The sequence below is a fragment of the Ruegeria sp. HKCCA4633 genome (genome assembly GCF_013034605.1).
Taxonomy (GTDB): Bacteria; Pseudomonadota; Alphaproteobacteria; order Rhodobacterales; family Rhodobacteraceae; genus Ruegeria.
The window spans coordinates 391049-410876 of sequence record NZ_WQGJ01000002.1 but is presented as its reverse complement, the minus strand read 5'-3'; the positions used below and the strand labels follow the sequence as shown (position 1 = coordinate 410876).

Genomic DNA, 19828 nt, shown 5'->3' with positions numbered 1-19828 from the left:
TCTATAAAACTTCCTGCAGCTTGCGTTGCCGCAGATTTATTATCGATAAAACTGAATTGCGCAACCGTGTTGGCGCAAACGAACCCAAATCAAGCGGAAATGCCGCGAGGTCCATGCTGGCAGTAGTGTCTTCCATCTCTTCGGCCAGCGTGGTCATTGGGCGGACATCTAGCCTTCCGAAAGACCTGAACGCACATGTGTTACATCGCGCAACGGACAAGCTGCTTTGGTGGAATGGCGTTAACCTTACGATTTGCTGATCGGCCTGGTCCTGACCAAAAGAGTCCCTGCTCAAAACCAAAGCCATCGGCGCTGGCCACCAGCATAATCAATTTCGAAAGGGTCAGTCAGCCCAAAATGCCCGGCAAACGCAGCCCGTGCTCACGCGCACAGGCTTTGGCCTCCTCATATCCGGCATCTGCATGACGCCAAACGCCCGAGGCTGGATCATTCCAGAGAACCCGCTCAAGCCGTTTGGCCGCTTCGTCCGTGCCGTCTGCGCAAATAACGACACCTGCGTGCTGGCTAAACCCCATGCCAACACCCCCGCCGTGATGCAGAGAGACCCATGTCGCACCCGACGCCGTATTCACAAGCGCGTTCAGCAGTGGCCAATCGCTGACTGCATCCGAACCGTCTTTCATCGCCTCGGTCTCGCGGTTTGGCGAGGCTACCGAACCACTGTCCAGATGATCTCGACCAATGACAACGGGTGCCTTCAGCTCGCCATTGCGGACCATTTCGTTGAACGCCAACCCGGCCCGATGCCGGTCGCCCAACCCTATCCAGCAGATGCGTGCGGGCAGGCCCTGAAACGCGATCCGCTCCTGCGCCATGTCGAGCCAGTTGTGCAGATGGGTGTTCTCGGGGAACAGCTCCTTCATCTTGGCGTCTGTTTTGTAGATGTCATCGGGGTCGCCCGAAAGCGCGCACCAACGGAACGGGCCGATACCCCGGCAGAAGAGCGGGCGGATATAGGCGGGCACGAAGCCGGGGAAGGCAAAGGCATTTTCCAGTCCCTCATCCTGGGCCACCTGACGGATATTGTTGCCGTAATCCAGCGTCGGAACGCCCGCATTCCAAAAATCGACCATGGCGGCCACGTGCTGCTTCATCGATGCGCGCGCCGCTTTTTCGACCGCTTTGGGATCGCTTTCGCGCTTGTCCCGCCACTGTGCCATGTTCCAGCCCAGCGGCAGATACCCGTTGACCGGATCATGGGCCGAGGTTTGGTCGGTGACAATGTCGGGTCGCATGCCACCGGCCTGCATCCGTCGGTAAATCTCGGGAAAGATTTCAGCGGCATTGCCCAAAAGGCCCACTGATTTTGCTTCGCCCGCCTTGGTCCAGCGGTCGATCATCTCTAGCGCCTCGTCCAGCGTTTCGGCCTTTTCATCCAGATATTTGGTGCGCAGGCGAAAATCGATACTGTCGGGGTTGCACTCGACAGCCAAACAACAGGCCCCAGCAAAGACAGCCGCCAGAGGCTGCGCGCCGCCCATTCCACCCAATCCGCCGGTCAGGATCCACTTGCCGGTCAGGTCGCCGCCATAGTGCTGACGTCCGGCTTCGGCAAAGGTCTCATAGGTACCCTGAACGATGCCCTGCGTACCGATATAAATCCACGAGCCAGCGGTCATCTGGCCGTACATCATCAGACCCTTTTTATCGAGCTCGTTGAAGTGATCCCAATTGGCCCAATGGGGTACCAGATTCGAATTCGCGATCAGTACACGGGGCGCATCCGAATGGGTCCGCACAATGGCCACCGGCTTTCCGGACTGGACGACCAGCGTTTCATCCTCTTCCAGATCCTTGAGGCTGGCGACGATCGTGTCGAAGTCGTTCCACGTCCGCGCCGCGCGCCCTATACCGCCATAAACAACCAACTCGTGCGGGTTTTCCGCGACATCCGGGTGCAGGTTGTTCATCAACATCCGCATTGGTGCCTCGGTCATCCAGCTTTTGGCGTTTAGCTCTGGCCCGGTGGGCGGGTAAACATCACGGGTGTTCTTGCGAGGATCGGTCATGCGGCAATCTCCAATGCAGTGTCCTGGATGGCGTCCAGTATGTCTTTTAGCCAGCGGCGCAGGCGGTTGGCCTTTTCAGTGTCGTAGGTCCAAGGCGCAGTTTCAGCGCTCAGGTAGGTGGACTGCGCCAGTTCCATCTGTATGGCGTGGATGCCCTCGGCAGGGTTGCCATAATGCCGGGTCGTCCATCCGCCCTTGAATCGGCCGTTCAAAATGGTGCTGTACGGTGAGGATGACGCGAACTCATGTGAGATGGCTTCGATAGCGGGCGCGCACGTCACGCCATTGTTTGTTCCAATGTTCAGGTCAGGCAGAATGCCGTCGAAAAGAAAGGGGATGTGGCCGCGGATTGAATGGCAATCATACAAAACCGCAATTCCATGGATCGCCTTGACCCGCTCCAGCTCGGCCCGCAGCGCGGCATGATAGGGGGCGTGAAACGCCTCGCGCCTTTCAACTATATCCTTCTCTGTTGGCAGAATATCCCAGATGTCTTGCCCGTCAAAATCCGTAAGCGGGACCAGCGTCGTTGTGTTTTGACCGGGATAAAGCGACACGCCTGACGGGTCGCGATTGGCGTCAATCACATAACGATGAAAGGTTGCCCGCACAGTTGTCGCGCCAGGCAGGAGGCCCTCGTAAAGCGTGTGGATATGCCAGTCCGTATCCGCCAACGCCCTGCCCCGCGCGTTCAGCTTGGCCTCGATCGTTGCGGGCACATCGGTGCCGGTGTGCGGCAGGCCCAGAACAACAGGGCTGTCACCACGTATGACTTGAACCGAACCAGTCATGCGCCAAGCTCCGGCATCGCGATGCCTGTGCCATGTGCGATCTCGCCACTGGCGATCAAGGTCCATGCTGCTTCGATCTCGCGCGCCATGTATCGATCATCACCCAATACAGGGACCACAGCTCTTAGCTTGGCCATTACAGCTTGAAGGGTCTCACTGGTAGGCAATGGCGCGCGGAACTCGACCCCTTGCGTAGCGCAAAGCAGTTCGACCCCCAGAATACGTTCCAGATTGGTGACCATCTGTCCCAATCTCCTCGCGCCATGGGCCGCCATCGAAACGTGATCTTCTTGGTTGGCTGACGTAGGTGTTGAATCCGTCACGCAGGGGTTTGCAAGATGTTTGTTCTCGCTCATCAACGCGGCGGTTGTCACTTCGGCAATCATATAGCCCGAGTTCAGGCCGGGATTTGGCGTCAGGAAAGGCGGCAGATCAAAGCTGAGCGCTGGATCGACAATCAGCGCAATTCGACGCTGTGCAATGGCTCCGATCTCGGCAAGCGCCAGAGCGATCATGTCGGCAGCAAAGCCCACAGGTTCCGCGTGGAAATTGCCACCCGAGACGATCAGCCCGGCCTCGGGCAAAACCAGCGGGTTGTCGGTGGCGGCATTTGCCTCAATCTCCAACGTCTTGGCTGCCTGCCTCAGCACATCCATCGCGGCACCGACAACCTGCGGTTGGCAGCGGATGCAATAGGGGTCCTGTACCCGTGTATCGCCTTCGCGATGGCTTTCGCGGATTACAGAACCGGCTAGGATAGCCCGCATCGTGGACCCGGCTTCGATCTGGCCGCGATGGCCGCGCAACGTATGGATCTCGGGCTGAAACGGCGCGGTCGATCCCATGATTGCATCGGTGGTCAGTGCCGAAGTGACCAACGCGCTCTGCGCCGCTTGCCACGCGCCGAACAATCCCGCCAAAGCAAACGCAGTTGAGAACTGCGTGCCGTTGATCAGCGCCAGACCTTCTTTGGGGCCCAACTCAACGGGTGTTAAACCCGCCGCCGCCAACGCCTCACCACCGGGCATAACAGTCCCGCCGAATTCGGCCTCACCCGCGCCCATCATAACTGCGGCCATATGCGACAGCGGCGCCAAATCGCCTGACGCACCAACCGAGCCTTGCGCAGGGATCAGCGGGGTCACACCTTTGTCCAGCATGGCCTCCAACAGGTCGATCAGTTCCAGCCGCACGCCAGACGCGCCGCGCCCGAGGCTGAGCAGTTTCAGCACCATCATCAGCCGCGCAACCGTGCGCGGAATGGCCGGGCCAACACCACAGCAATGGGACAGAATTAGATTGCGTTGCAGCGTCGCTGTATCCTCGGCGGCAATCTTGACGCTGGCCAGCTTGCCAAAGCCGGTATTGACGCCGTAGACTGCAGTCTCACCCGCAGCAGCCTCGGCGATACGCGCATGAGCAGCCTCGATACCGGCGCGGCATACAGGGTCTAGCCGCACGGCGCATTCCTCGCGATAGACCTGTTCCAGTTGCGCTAAAGTGACTGCACCGGGGGTGAGTGTCAGGGTCGTCAAATTGCGCCTCCAAGTATGCGAGTATGAAGAGGGTTGAAGCCCACACGATAGGCTAGTTCTGCCGGGTGGGTGACGTTCCACACCGCAAGATCGGCGCGCTGTCCGGGGGCGATCTGGCCGCAATCGGACAGACCCAGGGCGCGGGCCGCATTGGTGGTGACCCCGGTCAGAGCCTCTTCCGGTGTCATGCGAAACAGGGTGCAGCCCATATTCATGGTCAAAAGCAGCGATGTCATCGGGGCCGACCCCGGGTTGCAGTCAGTGGCCAACGCCATCGGCACGTTGTGCTTGCGTAGCAAATCAATTGGAGGGGCTTGGGTTTCCCGCAGGGTATAGAAGGCGCCGGGCAGGATCACTCCGACTGTTCCCGCATTGGCCATCGCCCGAACGCCTTCTTCGTCCAAATATTCGATGTGGTCCGCGGACAGAGCGCCGTATGAGGCGGCCAGTTTTGTGCCCCCGAGATTGGACAGTTGCTCGGCATGGCATTTGATCGGCAGGCCAAGGTCTTTCGCCGCATCAAACAACGGCGCCAGCTGGTCCGGGAGGAAAGCAATTCCTTCGCAGAAAGCATCCACTGAATCCACCAAGCCCTCGTCATGGGCTTTTCGTAGGGTTGGGATACAGACCTCGGCGATATAAGCGTCAGGTCGGTCTTTATACTCAGCAGGCACCGCATGTGCGCCCAGAAAACTGGTTACAACGCGAATGGGGCGATGGTCCGGCAGCGCGCGGGCGGCTCGCAGCATGTTCAATTCGGTGTCACGATCCAGGCCATAACCGGACTTGACCTCAATCACTGAAACACCTTCGGCCAGCATCGCATCCAAACGCGGCAGCGCCTGCGTGATCAGTTCTTCGACAGTAGCCTCGCGCGTGGCCTTCACAGTCGAGATGATGCCCCCGCCCGCGCGCGCGACTTCCTCATAGCTGGCACCGTTCAGCCGCATCTCGAATTCGACAGCACGATGGCCGCCATGCACCACATGGGTGTGACAATCGATCAGCGCAGGCGTGACAAGACGGCCGTCCAAAGTAGTTTGCGAAAACCCTTTGAACTGCTCCGGCAAGCTGGCTTCAGGCCCGACCCATGCGATCCCGCCATCCTTGACCGCAATCGCCGCGTCGTGGATCAGCCCATAAGCTGCAGGTCCTGCAACCATCGTTGCCGCGTTCAGATCTGAAAAAACCCGATCTTGCGAGTGCATCCGACTCTGCGCCTCCTTGCAGTTCTCTCTTTTCTCGTACATTTCTATATGCAATATGTCTATCCATAAAATGAGGTGAAAATCGTGGCGATCTTTGCAAAACGTGCTCTGTTGAGCGGGGGGTGGGCAAGCAATACGCGGGTCGAGGTTGAAGACGGTAGAATCGTATCGCTTCAACCGGCGACAGCAGGCCGACCAGGGGATGTGTGCGTGGACACTTTGTTGCCTGCACTTGCCAATTTGCACAGCCATGCATTTCAGCGCGCCATGGCTGGGATGACCGAATACCGCCTTGCGGGTCGAGACAGTTTCTGGACGTGGCGCGATCTGATGTATCGATTCACTAAACATCTGACACCGGATCAGGTTCAGGCAATCGCCGCCTTGGTTTATATGGAGATGCAGGAAGCTGGATATGCCTCAGTCGGTGAATTCCACTATCTGCATCATCAACCAGACGGCAAACCTTATGATCGACTGACCGAGTTATCCGACCGGATCATGGAGGCCGCATTCGAGACCGGCATTGGCCTAACGCATCTGCCTGTGCTGTATTCTTACGCCGGGGTTGGCGAAAAGCCGTTGGAGCCGGGTCAAACCCGGTTCGGCAATGATGTGGATCGCTTTTGCAAACTGGTGGATCAGACGCGGGACGCACTTGCCGGTCTGCCCGACGACTGCCGCGTCGGCATCGCGCCTCATTCTTTGCGCGCCACCTCTCCGGCTGATCTGGTTCGCGTTTTGGCCGCGCGACGTGACGGTCCGTGCCACATTCACATCGCCGAACAGCCCAAGGAAGTGTCCGAAGTCCAGGCCGGATTGGGCGCGCGCCCGGTCGAGTGGCTTCTGGACAATGTGCAGGTCGATGACAGTTGGTGCCTGATCCATGCCACCCATATGACCGACCAGGAAACCCTTGATATGGCGGCAACCGGGGCTGTTGCGGGGCTGTGTCCTGTGACTGAAGCCAATCTGGGGGACGGACCGTTCAATGGAGCTGTTTTTCTGAGCGCGGGTGGCACGTTTGGCGTGGGATCAGACTCAAATGTGTTGATTTCCCTGACAGAAGAGTTGCGCACGTTGGAGTATTCCCAGCGTCTGCGCGATCTGTCGCGCAATGTCATGGTTGCCGGCGAAGGGTCGGTCGGGCAGACACTCTATTGTGGCGCGGCCATGGGTGGCGCGAAAGCTTTGGGCCGCGACTCGGGCGAAGTCGCCGTTGGCAAGCTGGCCGATCTGGTGGCCATCGACAGCCAAAACCCAGCGCTTTGCGCTTTGACATCAGAGCAGTTGCTTGATGGGTTGGTGTTTGCGGCAAAAGATCAGGTCGTCACTGACGTTTGGTCGGCGGGTCGCCACCGGGTGAGCGAGGGTCGCCATATCGCACGGGATCAGATCGTGTCGAACTACCGTCAGGCGATGACGGATCTTCTTGCCAAGCTATAGCCTCTGGTGTGGCTCTTTACCTGAAGGCTAAATGATTTCATAATTGAATTATGAATATACTTAATGGAAAATGCGCAGCGTGACCGAGCAAAAAAACATCGGCTTTCAGGACATTCGCGATGAGGTGATCAACCGAATTCAAACCCGTGTCTGGCCGCAGGGCAGCCTGTTGCCGACTGAGTTGGAATTGGCGGCGGAATTTGGCGTTGCGCGCGCAACCGTTAACCGGGCGCTGCGCGAATTGGCGGAACAGGGCATCGTAACCCGCAAGCGCAAGGGCGGCACGCGCGTTGTAACCACGCCCGTAAAACAAGCCAAGTTGCCGATTACGGTGGTACGGCAGACCATCGAAGAGATGAACGCCAAGTACCGATATGCCCTGGTCAGTCGAACCATGGTTGATTGTCCCGCGTGGCTTCAGGCAAAATTGAACATTCCAGAAGGCGCGCAGATCGTACATCTGCAATGTATGCACCACGCCGACAATCGGCCATTTCAGTTCGAAGAACGCTGGATCAACGTTAGTGCTGTGCCTCAGGTCGTGAACGAGGACTTTCTGAACATCGGGCCAAATGAGTGGCTGTTGTCAGAAGTGCCATTTTCGAACGCCGAGATCGCCTTTTCCGCCGTTCCCGCCACGGCACCCTTGCAGGAATTTCTTGCCGTCCCTCCTGGTACACCCTTGTTTCAGTTGGAGCGCACAACATGGTTTCGCAACGATCCTGTGACTTTCGTACGTATGACGTTTCATCAGGGGTACCAGATGCGCACAACCTACTGAGGCCAGGGCAGCGAATAGGTTTTGACGTTGGTGAAGAACTTCATCGCTTCGATAACGCCTTCTTTTACTCCGTTGCCGCTGTCCTTGATCCCTCCGAAGGGTGACATTTCGATCCGATAGCCGGGTTGCTCCCAAATGTTGCAGGTGCCCACATCCAGACCATTGATGTATGCGATGGCCCGGTTCAGATCATTGGTGCAGACACCTGACGACAAGCCAAAAGCGGTGCTGTTTGATATCCGCAAAACCGCAGCGTCATCATCGGGCACGCGGACAATCGGAATGACCGGGCCAAAGGTCTCTTCCATGACCAATTCACTGTCATGAGGGACTCTGTCGATGACAATCGGCGGCAGTAACGCGCCCTGCCGACCCGGATGGTAAAGGATTTCTGCCCCTTGCTCTGCCGCTTTCATCACACGGTTCTCAAACAGCTCTGCCGCGTCAGCATGAATGACACAACCCAACTCGGTTTCGGGGTTCTGAGGGTCACCAAACCGGATGGCCTTGGCCTTTTCCAGGACCAAAGGAACAAAACGATCCGCCACACTGTGTTGCACCAGAATGCGTTTAATGGCGGTGCATCGCTGACCTGAATTCCCCGTGGCCCCCGCAACTGCGATCGTTGCTGCGCGCTCTAGATCAGCGTCGCCCAGATCATTCAGCACAATCAGCGGGTCATTCCCGCCCAACTCAAGCGCCTGTCGCCTGTAGCCTGCCTTTGAGGCGATCAGCTTGCCCACAGGGACGCCACCGGTAAAGGTGATGATGTCGATATTTTCATTGGTGATCATTTCGTCGCCAATATCCTGTGGCCAACCAGTGACGACCTGGAACATCTCGGGCGGCAGGCCCGCCTCGTATAGAATGTCGGCCAGTGTCAGTGCTGTCAGAGGCGTCAGCTCGGTCGGCTTGCAAACCATACAATTATTGGTCGCAATTGACGGTGCGATTTTGTGACTGACCATGTTCAGCGGATGATTGAACGGAGTAATCGCGCTGATCGCCTTGACGGGCTCACGCTTCGTAAAGATTTTACGAGCCTTCCCATTATGAGTCAGATCGCAAGAAAACACCTCTCCATCATCTTTGAGAGCTTCGGCGGCGGCGAACTGAAACACGTCTTGTGCGCGTTTGGTTTCATAGATCGAGTGCTGAAGGCAAATCCCCAACTCAAGCGTCAGCCACTTGGCCAGATAATCGCGCCTTTCTCCGATCAACTCGCCGGCACGCCGCAGGATTTGACTGCGCTCGTACCTCGTCAAACTAGGGGTGTAGTTCGCTGCGATTTCAAAAGCGTGCCGCACGTGTTGGGCAGTTCCAGCCGGAACCGTGCCGATCACGGCATTCGTATAAGGGTAGTGAACCGGAACAGTGTTTTCCGTGAATACGACCTGCCCCCCGATGCGCATTCCGTCGTGGCGGATTTCAGATTTGGTCATGCTCCGATCCCTTGCCCCAAGAGCCACAACTAAAACATGTGTGGCTTTCGACACGCCAACCGATAGAACCGCACTTTGGCTTACGTCAATAGGCTGAGTGGGCAGCCCGGTACATTTTAAAAACGTCAGGCTTTCTCAGGCACCGTGACGGAGGGCTTGGTTTTACCTTCAGTTAGGCCATCCGACTGATAAGTCGGGATCACACCCACAGGTGGATTTTCCCGAATATAGGCTCCGATGCGTGCGAGCATTGGTTTTCTTGGGCAATTGGGGCGCGTGGCGGCGCCAAGATCGCGCAGGTGCCCCGGTGCTTCAAAGGGTATAAAGTGCAACGGCCAGTTGTCCCGCTTGAACTGTTCTGCCGCCAATGCCGAAACAATTGTGCAGTCGTCTGAATGGCAAATGTGACGACAGATCGTTTCAAACCGCAACGCTGTCAGATCAAAACGCTTGCTGATCCGGGTTGTCCCGTCCTGTTTTGGCAAATGATCTTCAAGATCGTAGCCAAAACTGTGCGGCAGCCGGATAAAATCATGCGGCGGTACCTCATCGGGGGCAATGGAGGTAAGCGTTGACAGCGGATGCCCTTGGCGCAAAGCCAAGAACAATGGCTCGGACCAGATTGAAGTGAAGTCTAAATTGGCGCTGTTGTTGACCTTGGCGACCAGCGCCATATCCAATGTGTGATCTTCGACCATATGAAGCATGTTCTGGGGCAGATCTTCGATCAGCGTAACGCGCATCCTTGGAAACAGCGTGCTGAAAAGCTCTGAAAAGTAACCCGTCAGATATGGTGCCAGCGTCGGCGTCATGCCTATTGTCAGCGGAACCGCCTCGGGGTCGCGAAATTCGATCGCGGTATCGCGGATTTTCTGGGCGTCTTTCAGAATACGCTGCGCAATCTCGACAATGCGTTCGCCGCACAGCGTTGGGCGCACCTCGTTGTTCAGACGTAGGAACAAGTCAGCGCCCAGCTCCTGTTCCAGCTTTTTGATCTGGTTCGACATTGCCGGCTGAGACACGTTGCACGCGGCCGCCGCCTGACTGAACTGGCCGTGTTTGGCGATGGCAAGGACATATTCCAAATCTCTGAGGTTCAAAGGGTATCCCGTCCTGAAGCAAAATTCGCGATTTAATCAGCTATCAAGATACGATTTGGCGACAGATTCCAGAAGGCTGCAGGGGCCTATCGGTTCTGATTGGCGCTCACATCCGATGACAAATCTGTCAGAATTCGAAATTGAATAGCCTTCCAGCTGGCGCTGGATTTGGCGCAATCCCTTTGTTTGCTGTGAAACTGCCTGCGCCTACCTCACGAAACCCGTGAGTATTCGCGACGGTTATACACCCGATTTGAACCATGAATTTCAGATGTCGCGCGGGGCGGCCTAGTCCTTTGTTGCGTCGGTGGCCCGGCAGATGGGTCGCCAGCACGAACGCAACTTAATGACGGAGTGATCCATGTTGTCCCAATTTGCAGATAGCCTGCGCGCCCGTCTCTTGACCACGTCGACCCTGGCACAAGAGACATCCCGCGACGGCCAAACCCTCATCAACAACTTCTTTCAATCCACAGTCGTCGACGACACACCTGCCTTTGTTCTGGCCAATGATTTTTCACGCCTGCTGAACTTTGGTGAGACCGTCACTAACAACGCTGTTGCCGCCGTTCAGGCTCAAGGGCAGGACGTGGATGTCTTTAACTTCCGCTCAGGCCGGATCGAAGCGAACAATGGTCCCGACGCATTGGCCACTGGTGTCCAAGTCACCGGAAGCGCTGCGGTTCGCAATTTCGGCGAAATCGCGGGTGAGTTTAACGGCGTGCAGTTTGCTGGTGCCGAAAGCTCGGGCAGCCTGGACAACTTCCGTGGCGGCGTCATATCTTCCGACAGCCGTGCTGTCGACATTCAAGGTCAGGGCATCGATGTGCGCAACTTTGGCGACATCGTCGGCACTGGCGACCAGCGCAATGGTACCATCTACACCAACTCGACGGCCGAGGACGTCTCGATCTCGAACTTCACCGGCGGTACGATTGATGCAGGCGAAGGCAACCAGGGCGTAGGTGTTTCCCTGCAGATCGGTGATGAAACCGGTGACCGCGTGGAAACCGACGTGTTCAACGCCTTTGGTGCGACCATTCAGGGCCGCGGTCAGGCGGCTGCCAACACCCCGCTGGCGGGCGACGGTGTCCGGATCGACGACGGCGCTGAAGGCACCATCCTGGAAACTGAGATCATAAACAGCGGCCTGATCTCGACCGAAAGCAATCAGGGCACAGCTGCCGGAATCCGCATCGCAGATGGCGCAAATGCCGAAGGTGAGATCTTGAACACCTCAACCGGTGTGATCGAAGGCCCTCGCAACGGCCTTTACATTGGCAATGGTGAACATGATCTGGACGTGCTGAACTTTGGCACCATCCAATCCGGCAGTCGCGCGGTTAACATCGACGGATCTGGCGTCGACCTGATCAACGGCGGTGATGTTCTTGGTACCGGTGACCAGCGCAACGGAACGATCTACGCCGACGACACAGCGCGTGATTATTCGATCAACAATCTGGCAACAGGCACGATTGACGCGGGGGAGCACAACAACGGCGCGGGCATCTCGCTATCGCTGGCCGAAGAAGGCAATGGTGACATTGAAATCGAGAACGCAGGCGTCATCGCCGGTCGTGGTAACGCGGGTGCGGCGCTGGGTACGGCGGGCGACGGCATTCGTCTGGAAGGTGTGCGTCAGGAGGGTGGCTTTGCGCCTGCCTCGTTCACAGGGAACATCATCAACAGTGGTAGCGTCACATCTGAAGGCGCAAATGGCACTGTTGGCGCATTCCGAGCTGTGAACAATGTTAATTTCCAGGGCCAGTTGATCAATGAAGAAACTGGTGTGTTCGCAGGCGGTCAGAACGGCGTCTACTTTGGAACCGGTGACCATTCCGGCGGATCGTTCGTTAACCGTGGCCTTGTCACGTCAGACAGTCGCGCGCTGAACATCGATGGCGTTGGGCTTGAGGTGCTCAACGAAGGCGAAATCCTTGGCACCGGAAACCAGCGCAATGGCACTGTTTATGCGGATGGCACAGCCGATAACTATGCGTTCACAAACACCGGCTTGGTGGATGCGGGCGAAGGCAACAATGGTTCTGCCGTATCTCTGCAAACCGGTGACGTGTCGGGCGACGTTGTCTCGGCGGTTGTTGTGAACGAAGGTACGCTGCAAGGTCGTGGCGACGCGGTTGAAGGCAACCAGGTCGGGGACGGTCTGCGCCTGTTCACCAGCCAGGATGACGCCTCTTTTGCGGGTGTTGTGGTCAACGAAGGTCTGATTGCCGGGTCCGAAGACTCGGATGCTGCCGCTGGTATCCGCGTCGATGGCGGTCTGAACCTGCTGGGTGCAATCCTAAACGAGGGCGAGATCCGTGGCACGGTCAATGCCATCGACGCTTCAGATGCAGGCACTGTTACAATCGTCAACGACGACGCAGGTGTGATCAACGGCAATGTTCTGCTGAGCGCTGGCGACGATATCTTTGTCGATCTGGGCACCACCAATGGCAACATCGACGGTGGCGCTGGCGATGATGTTCTGATCGCCGGCGATGCAGACAACGTTCTGACAGGTGGTCTGGGCAATGACTTCATCGACGGTGGCGACGGCAACGACACTGCGGACTTCTCGGAGCTGGATGTTGCGGTCGAAGTTCGTCTGGACGCCAACGGCAATGGCACGGCCACACGTGACACCGGGTTCAACGTGTCTATTGAGAATGCAGTCGTTGCTGCGCCGGATCAGTTCGGATCAAACATCACCGATGGTGCGGCTTTTGTCGAACAGGCGGCTCAGGGCAACCTGTACTATAACATCCATACCGCGGACTTCCCCGGTGGTGAAATCCGTGGCCAATTGCTGGTCGACAGCGACGTGACGGAACACGGTATTCGCACAGTGACCCTCAGTGGTGGTTTGGATGCAGCGCAGGAACCTGGGCCAACTTCGGACAGCGAAGCCACAGGTGACGCAACTGTTGTGATCACTCAGAACCTGGCCACCGGCGAAGTCACGTATTCAAGTGAACTGAGCGTTGTGGGGCTGAACGAAGCTGACCTGAACACTCCGATCCCTGGCGTCGTGTCGGCCATCCATCTGCACAATGCACCTGCTGGTCAGAACGGACCGGTCGTGCAGGATACGCTGGTGGATGCAGGGGCCACGCTGGACGTGAATGCTGAAGGTGGCACCGGTGTCATTGGGCAGGACGTCATCGAAAACCAGATTGAAACCGACATCCTGCGCTCCATTGAAAACGTTATTGGGTCCGATGATGGCGACGTGATCATCGGCAGCGATCAGACCAATGTGCTGAACGGTGCGGACGGTGATGACCTGCTGAATGGTGAAGGCGGTGACGACGTCCTGATCGGTGGTGAAGGCGCGGATACGTTCCAGTTTGGCACGAACTTCGGAAATGACACCATCGAGGATTTTGAAATTGGTCGGGATCAGCTGCAATTCGGTGATTTCGGATCCGATTTTGGCAACCAAGTCAACGTGGCCCAAGACGGTGACGATGCGGTGATCAGCTTCGGAAACGAAGGTTCGGTCCGTCTGGCCGGCATCAACTCAGCTGACCTGAGCGAAGACGATTTCGTCGCTTAAGCAAGCAATAGGCGGGGCGGCTTGAGGTCGCCCCGTTTTTCCAAACCGGAAAGGATCAACACGATGTTGCAGAAAACCAATCCCGTCAAAGCCGCTTGGGGGTCGCTGCGCAAAGGATTTGTTGCGGTCGCCTTCTTTAGCCTGTTTCTGAACCTGCTGATGCTGGCCGGACCAATCTATATGCTCCAAGTCTATGACCGCGTGCTGACCAGCCAGAATGCTGACACGTTGATCGCCCTGTCGTTGCTGTTGGCGGGCGTCTTCGCGGTGATCGCCTGCCTTGATCTGATCCGGATGCGTATTCTGGGCAGGCTTGCGGCCCGGTTCGAAATGAATGTTGGCGCCCCCGTTCTTGGGGCCGCCATGAAACGCCGGGTACAGGGTGAAGCCGCTGCGGGCGACAATCTCGTTGAAGACGTGAACGGGTTTCGCGAGTTCATCTCGGGTACAAGCCTGACCGCCTTTTTCGATGCCCCTTGGATACCGATTTACCTGTTGGTTTTGTATGTTCTGCATCCCCTTCTCGGGCTGCTCGGATTGGCCGGAGCCCTGACGCTGACCGCGATGGCCCTGATTAACAATGCCCGTGCACATCAACCGATGCAGCAGGCCGCAGAGGCCCGTGGGCGCTCGGACGCGTTGTTTCGAACCGGGGACAACAATGCCGAACTGGTCCATGCTCTGGGCATGAAGTCCGATCTGGTTCGGCGCTGGACGGCCCTTCAGGTTGATGCGCATCGCCAGAAGGCCCGTGTTGCTGACCGGATTGCTAGTTTTTCGGTCATGTCCAAGACACTGCGCATGGGGCTGCAATCTGCGGCGCTTGGCCTTGGCGCGGCACTGGCCATTACGGGTGAAACCACGGCTGGTGTCATGATTGCGGCCACGATCGTACTGGCCCGTGCACTGGCCCCAATCGATCAGTTGATTGGGCAATGGCGCACTTTTCTGGCGGCACGCGGCTCATATACAAAGATTACCAAACTGACCGAAGAATTCGCAGAAAAACCCGCCAATCTGCACCTGCCCCGTGCGTTCAAATCTTTGGATGTGAAAATCGCACAGGCGGCCCCGCCACGTGCAGTTAATGCCACACTTCGCGGCATTGATTTCAACCTGTCAGCGGGTGATGTGTTGGCGATTATCGGCCCCAGTGGATCCGGCAAAACAACGCTGGGTAAGATGTTGGCCGGGATTTGGCACTCGCAGCGCGGTGAGGTTTTGCTTGACAGCAGCCCAATGTCGAAATGGAACCAAGAAGATCTGGGCAAGCAGATCGGATATCTGCCGCAGGACGTAGAACTGTTTGACGGCACCATCCGCGAAAACATCGGTCGCTTTGCAATGTTCATCGACGACGCCGAGGTGCTGCGCGCTGCTCGCGAGGCCGGATTGCATGAGCTGATCAGCGGCTTGCCTGATGGGTATGAAACGCGCATTGGCAAAGGGTTTTTCTTGTCTGGCGGACAGCGACAGCGTCTTGCTCTGGCCCGGGCGCTTTATGGTGACCCGTTTGTGTTGGTGCTGGATGAGCCGAACTCGGATCTGGATGCCGATGGCGAAAAAGCGTTGCGCGACGCCATTCTTGCAGCTCAGGCCAGGGGCTCAATCAGTATCGTGATGACCCACCGCCCGGCCACCTTGCAGGCGGCCAACAAGGTCATGGTTCTTCGCAACGGATCCCAAACCCAATTCGGCGACAAGGGCGACGTATTGAAGGTCAAAACTCAAAATGTACTTAAATCGTCCGCGCAACGCGCTGCATCTGGCAAGCCCGCCCTTCGCCTTTCAGAAAACACCCGCATTAAAGGAGCCGCCCAATGACCCGGATCGTTCCCTATACTTCGAACAACACCGCGCCCGATCTTCATGATGCGCAAGTTGTTGACATGTCTGAAGCTACAACCGGTATTCGACTATATGTTCTGGTTGGTCTCTTCACTCTGATGGCCTTTGTCGGCGGAAGCATCTACTGGGCGTTCGCATCCAAACTTGACGGTGCTGTTGTGGCCCCTGCATCCTTCGTCGTTGAAGGAGACCGCAAAACCGTCGAGCATCTGGATGGTGGGATCATACGGTCCATTCTGGTCACCGATGGCGCGTTTGTTGAACAGGGACAACCGCTGATCCGCTTGGACAGCACCGAAATCGACGTTGATCTGAACGTCCTGGGCAGCCAAATCGGCGAACTTTCTGTACGCCGCGCCAGGCTGATCGCGCAGATGAAAGGGCAGACACGGTTTGACGAATCCCAAGCGTTTCAGCGCTTTGAACAAGGTATGAGCCGCGTGCAATGGGCCTCTGCTTTTCTGACGCAAAAACAACTGTTTGATGCCGAATACCGCGCCCGCGCGACCGGGGTGGAAATCAACGCACAACGTATTTCGGCGCTTCGCGATCAAATCGATGGCCTCAACGAGCAACGGATCAGCACGCAGAACCAGATGGCCATCACGCAGACAGAGCTGGAAGGCTTGCGGACCCTTTTGGACAAGGGCTTGGTTGCGGTCACACGGGTCAGTGCGCGGCAGATCGAGGTTGAACGGCTTTTGGGCGCCGATGCTTCGCTTCGGACACAGATTGCCCAGGCGGAAAACCAGGTCAGCGAGTTGAAATTGACAATGATCAGTCGGCAAAAGCTGAGGGATGAAGTCCTTGCAGGTGAGTTGGCCGTTGTCGATGCACAGCTTGACCTCTTGCGTCCGCAATTTGCCGGTGTTGTGGAGCGCCGCAAGCGGATCGAGATCCTAGCACCAACCAGCGGTCGGGTTGTAAACCTTGCTGCGTCAACCACGGGCGGGGTGATAAGGCCCGGTGAACACATCATGGAAATCGTGCCCGCCGATCAAGAGTTGATTGTCGAAGCACGTGTGAAACCAGGCGATATCGACAAGCTGAAGGTCGGACAAGCCACGCGTATTCGTATGTCTGCCTTCGCCCAGGCCGACGTTCCCGAAGCGCAGGGCGCCATTTTTGATATCTCGGCCGACGCGTTGGAAGATGAACGGACCGGCGAAGCCTACTACAAAGCGCGGGTCAAACTGGACGATCAGCAATCTGACGAGGTTGCGGCACTGGACCTGGTGCCCGGAATGCCTGCAGACCTTTTTGTAACCACTGGTGAGCGCGCAGTAATTGCCTTTTTGGCGCAGCCCATAAGTGATCGCTTGGCGCGAACATTTATCGAGTAAAGGATTTCAAAAGGCTTTTGGAATTAAGCTTATCTGTATCGAGTGTTTTGGTGAGTGAACGATGGTCGACGTCCTGTTCAGGGCGTTGGCCATCACTTTTTCGACGGTCCGCACCCGTAGTTAGCCATAAACATGTCCACAGCCTGCGTCGCAATTTCATCGATTTCGTCTTGGCGAAAGCAGTTTTGAATACCAAATGCAGCGCGCGACCAGATGCGCACCTTGCACAATTCCGAGAATTGTTCCGCTGCAATCTGCACATCCTCGATACACAGCTCTCCCTTGGACACCGCTTTTTCGAGGTACGCTGCCATTTGTCTTTGACCGTTCTGCGGTCCGGCCTCGTAAAAGGCACGGCCCAGTTCGGGGAACCGATCCCGCTCGGCAACACAAATCCGAAACACTTGCTGTGCGAATTCGGATACAAGAAAGGCCGTAAGCTGCGTGGCGGCGATCTGTAGGACTTCACGCGCAGGTTTGGTCTCATCAATCATTGAAAGAATGCGCTCAGACATCAGGCGACATTCGTTTTGCGCCACTTCCATGAACAAAAGGCGCTTGTCCGGAAAATAGCTGTACAGAGTTGCTTTCGACACACCGGCAGCGCGGGCAATGTCGTCTACACTTGCGCCTTCAAACCCGTCCGCCATGAAAACCTCTCGGGCCCCGCGCAAAACCTGATCAAACTTACGGCCTGTGCGCAGGATGGTGGCGGTCTGGGTCATGTCATCTCCGGGATTGAACGTTGTACCAGTTTATAAACCGCTCGGTTCAGATACAACGATTTTCGGACTCCGTCTTAGTCGAACCTTCCGCGCGCTCTACGAGGCCACCGACTTGCAGCGAAGACAAACCATGTTAGGAGTCGATCCATGGTCGATGTCTTTCTGCGCACCCTACCCTTTTTTGCGATAATCGGCCTGGGATACTGGGCGGGGCGCACGCGGTTTTTCACCGCCGAGGCCACCGCCTATCTGACCAAATTCGTATTCTTCTTTGCTCTGTCAGCTATGCTGTTTCGCTTTGCGGCCACTTTGCCTTTTGCCGAAATCTTCAATGCGCGCCTCGTCGTTGGGTATTTGATCGTCACAATAGCAGTTTATGCTCTGGCGACCTGTGTCGCATGGATGCGCGGGCTGGATGTTCCAACGGCAGCCGTCGAGGCACAATGCGCAGCTATCGGCAATGTTGGCTTTTTGGGGCTGCCCATGCTGGCGCTTTTGTTCAGCGAGGCTGCGATCGGACCGGTAATGGTGGTCCTGACAGTGGACCTGGTTGTTTTTTCGTCCCTCATCGTGATCCTGATTAACGGAGGCCGCGATGGCAAGTTGACCCCCGCAACCTTAAAACTGATTGGGCTTGGGTTACTCAAAAACCCGATGATTGTGTCCATCTCGGCGGGATTGCTCTGGTCATCGATGGAAATCCCGGTCCCTGTACCTTTGTATGATTTTCTAACCATTCTTGGCGGTGCTGCTACCCCGGGTGCGTTGTTTGCCATCGGAGCGTCACTAGCCGACAAATCTGCTGAACGTGTCGAAATCGCCGTTTGGTTGAGCTTTTGTAAACTGGTGATTCACCCAGCCTGTGTTGCGGTTGCACTGATCTGGCTGGTGCCGATTGATACCTTTTCGGCCACGGTTGCAATCGCGGCCGCCGCTTTGCCGGTAGCAGGTAATGTTTACATGTTGGCGGCACATTACGGGGTAGCCCCACACAGGGCTTCGGCCGCCATTCTTCTTTCGACGGTTGCCAGCATCCTGACCGTGCCGCTGGTCATCACCTGGCTGAGCGGTCTTTGACCTTCAGCATTTCGAAAAATACTCTTGCCGAAGGTGGTCGGACTTTACGCGGCGTCTTTGGATCGTTAGCCATGTCGCGACTCGAATGTAAGGACTATGCCTGATGGAAACCCTCTCGGAAAACGCCTGTTTTGGCGGAGTGCAGGGCGTATACCGCCATGCCTCTTCGGCTTGCCAATGCGACATGACCTTTGGCCTTTTTCTTCCCGCCGAGGCAAAGGACGGACCGGTTCCGATCTTGTGGTACCTTTCCGGGCTGACCTGCACGCATGAAAACGCGATGACCAAAGCCGGTGCGCAGGCTTGGGCGGCAGAACAAGGGATCGCCGTTGTATTCCCCGATACCTCGCCGCGTGGCGAGGGGGTCGCTGATCATGAAGACTATGATCTGGGACAGGGCGCAGGGTTTTATGTAAACGCGACGCAAGATCCCTGGGCCCCACATTTCCAGATGTGGGATTACATCGCCGAAGAACTGCCCGCCTTGCTGGTTGAGAACTTTGCAATCGACAGCGAACGCCAGGCCATCACCGGGCATTCCATGGGCGGTCACGGAGCCCTGACTTTGGCGATGAATCTGCCCGGACGGTTCCGCTCGGTTTCCGCCTTTGCACCGATTTCGAACCCTACGGGTGCAGATTGGGGCCGCAAACAGTTAAGCGCCTATCTGGGCAGTGATGAAACCCTGTGGGCCAAGCATGATGCATCTTTACTGATGAAGGAAAAAGGGTTCGACGGCCCGATCCTGATCGATACCGGTGCCAATGACCAGTTCATGGATCTGCTGCGCCCCGAAGCGCTGGCCCAAGCCATCGCCGAGCGCCGTCAGCAGGCAACCTATCGCTTCCAGCCCGGTTATGACCATTCGTACTTCTTCGTTTCCACATTTATGGAAGACCACATCACATTCCATGCGGAAGCGCTGTACGGAGACTGAGGC

At 56.9% G+C, this 19828-nt stretch carries 15 protein-coding genes; 7 read left to right on the top strand and 8 right to left on the bottom strand.

Going from position 1 to position 19828, the window contains the following annotated elements; translation table 11 throughout:
• Position 1 precedes the first annotated feature (1 nt).
• The 5 genes from GOV85_RS08460 to hutI all read right to left on the bottom strand — a co-directional run bounded on the left by GOV85_RS08460 (position 2) and on the right by hutI (position 5606).
• Positions 2-157: a hypothetical protein gene (locus GOV85_RS08460; protein WP_171176914.1), complete on the bottom strand. Its 156-nt coding sequence runs from the start codon at positions 155-157 to the stop codon at positions 2-4.
• Positions 158-347: 190 nt separating this feature from the next.
• Entirely contained in the window at positions 348-2030 is a 1683-nt protein-coding gene (hutU, locus tag GOV85_RS08455) for a urocanate hydratase (RefSeq protein ID WP_171176912.1), read from the bottom strand.
• The gene (hutG, locus tag GOV85_RS08450; RefSeq protein ID WP_171176910.1) at positions 2027-2821 is read right to left on the bottom strand and encodes an N-formylglutamate deformylase; all 795 of its coding nucleotides are present in this window, start codon (positions 2819-2821) and stop codon (positions 2027-2029) included. Before hutG ends, hutU begins: the two co-directional genes overlap by 4 nt.
• Positions 2818-4356, bottom strand: coding sequence for a histidine ammonia-lyase (hutH, locus tag GOV85_RS08445; RefSeq protein ID WP_171176908.1), 1539 nt, complete (start codon positions 4354-4356; stop codon positions 2818-2820). Before hutH ends, hutG begins: the two co-directional genes overlap by 4 nt.
• The gene (hutI, locus tag GOV85_RS08440) at positions 4353-5606 is read right to left on the bottom strand and encodes an imidazolonepropionase (protein WP_371810794.1); all 1254 of its coding nucleotides are present in this window, start codon (positions 5604-5606) and stop codon (positions 4353-4355) included. The genes hutH and hutI overlap by 4 nt, the downstream gene beginning before the upstream one ends.
• A gap of 39 nt (positions 5607-5645) precedes the next feature.
• Between hutI and GOV85_RS08435 the strand changes: the two genes are divergently transcribed.
• Together GOV85_RS08435 and GOV85_RS08430 are read left to right on the top strand one after the other, a co-directional pair.
• Positions 5646-7010: a formimidoylglutamate deiminase gene (locus GOV85_RS08435; protein WP_171177295.1), complete on the top strand. Its 1365-nt coding sequence runs from the start codon at positions 5646-5648 to the stop codon at positions 7008-7010.
• A 70-nt stretch (positions 7011-7080) separates the two neighbouring features.
• Positions 7081-7791 carry a GntR family transcriptional regulator gene (locus GOV85_RS08430; RefSeq protein ID WP_171176906.1) on the top strand — a complete coding sequence of 237 codons (711 nt, stop codon included), beginning with the start codon at positions 7081-7083 and terminating at the stop codon, positions 7789-7791.
• On the opposite strand, the gene phnY is transcribed toward GOV85_RS08430, so the two are convergent.
• Positions 7785-9233 (bottom strand): phosphonoacetaldehyde dehydrogenase, encoded by a 1449-nt coding sequence (gene phnY / locus GOV85_RS08425; RefSeq protein WP_171176903.1) that lies wholly within the window; start codon positions 9231-9233, stop codon positions 7785-7787. The two genes, GOV85_RS08430 and phnY, sit on opposite strands and share 7 nt — an antisense overlap.
• A gap of 125 nt (positions 9234-9358) precedes the next feature.
• Positions 9359-10333 carry a LysR family transcriptional regulator gene (locus tag GOV85_RS08420; RefSeq protein WP_171176901.1) on the bottom strand — a complete coding sequence of 325 codons (975 nt, stop codon included), beginning with the start codon at positions 10331-10333 and terminating at the stop codon, positions 9359-9361.
• A 361-nt stretch (positions 10334-10694) separates the two neighbouring features.
• Here GOV85_RS08420 and GOV85_RS08415 point away from each other — a divergent pair, with 361 nt between their 5' ends.
• From GOV85_RS08415 to GOV85_RS08405, 3 genes are all read left to right on the top strand, one after another.
• Positions 10695-13895 (top strand): S-layer family protein, encoded by a 3201-nt coding sequence (locus GOV85_RS08415; protein ID WP_171176899.1) that lies wholly within the window; start codon positions 10695-10697, stop codon positions 13893-13895.
• Positions 13896-13958: 63 nt separating this feature from the next.
• Positions 13959-15719: a type I secretion system permease/ATPase gene (locus GOV85_RS08410; protein ID WP_171176897.1), complete on the top strand. Its 1761-nt coding sequence runs from the start codon at positions 13959-13961 to the stop codon at positions 15717-15719.
• On the top strand, positions 15716-17086 hold the full coding sequence (locus tag GOV85_RS08405; RefSeq protein WP_171176895.1) for an HlyD family type I secretion periplasmic adaptor subunit: 1371 nt from the start codon (positions 15716-15718) through the stop codon (positions 17084-17086). The genes GOV85_RS08410 and GOV85_RS08405 overlap by 4 nt, the downstream gene beginning before the upstream one ends.
• A gap of 92 nt (positions 17087-17178) precedes the next feature.
• Here the strand turns inward: GOV85_RS08405 and GOV85_RS08400 are convergent, their stop codons facing one another.
• Entirely contained in the window at positions 17179-17811 is a 633-nt protein-coding gene (locus GOV85_RS08400) for a TetR/AcrR family transcriptional regulator (protein WP_171176892.1), read from the bottom strand.
• 147 nt (positions 17812-17958) lie between these two features.
• Between GOV85_RS08400 and GOV85_RS08395 the strand changes: the two genes are divergently transcribed.
• Positions 17959-18888 (top strand): AEC family transporter, encoded by a 930-nt coding sequence (locus GOV85_RS08395; protein ID WP_171176890.1) that lies wholly within the window; start codon positions 17959-17961, stop codon positions 18886-18888.
• A gap of 103 nt (positions 18889-18991) precedes the next feature.
• Positions 18992-19825, top strand: a complete 834-nt coding sequence (fghA, locus tag GOV85_RS08390; protein WP_171176888.1) for an S-formylglutathione hydrolase — start codon at positions 18992-18994, stop codon at positions 19823-19825.
• The last annotated feature ends 3 nt before the right edge of the window (positions 19826-19828 follow it).